The organism is Mycobacterium sp. KBS0706, assembly GCF_005938675.2.
Lineage (GTDB): Bacteria > Pseudomonadota > Alphaproteobacteria > DSM-16000 > Inquilinaceae > Inquilinus.
Window position 1 is genome coordinate 1 of sequence record NZ_VCCH02000332.1, and the last position, 605, is coordinate 605.

At 68.4% G+C, this 605-nt stretch carries 1 protein-coding gene; it reads left to right on the plus strand.

What is annotated here, in order from left to right:
• On the plus strand, positions 1-605 hold a 605-nt coding region (locus FFK22_RS42120; protein WP_143957036.1), incomplete at both ends, for an IS5 family transposase.

Sequence of the window (605 nt, forward strand, 5' to 3'; positions counted from 1 at the left end):
CGCTGATGCCCAAGCCGTCGCGCCGGGGCCGGCCGCGAGAGGTCGATCTGCGGGAGGTGATCAATGCCTTGCGCTACCTGGTGCGGTCGGGCTGCGGCTGGGAGATGCTGCCGATCCATTTCGGCCCCTGGCAGACCGTCTACTGGTGGTTCCGCCGACTGATGCGGCGCTTCCTGTTCCGGACCATCCATGACCTGTGCCTGATGTGCGACCGTGAGCGGGTCGGACGGGAGGCTTCGCCTTCGGCGGGGGTGATCGACAGCCAGTCGGTCAAGGCGCCACACGCCGAGGCGCGGGGGTACGATGCGGCCAAGAAGATCGTCGGCCGCAAGCGTCACATCGCCGTCGATACCGATGGCCGGCTGCTGATGGTCAACCTCACCCCCGCCGACATCTCCGACAGCGCGGGGGCCCAGGCCATTCTCGACGGCATCCGCAAGCGCTGGCCCTGGGTCAAGCACCTGTTCGCCGACGGCGCCTACGACCGGCTCCGGCTGATGGACAAGGCCGCCTTCCTCGACTTCGTCATCGAGGTGGTCCGTCGCGCCGATGCCGAGCCCGGCTTCAAGGTTCTGCCGCGGCGCTGGGTGGTCGAGCGAAGCTTC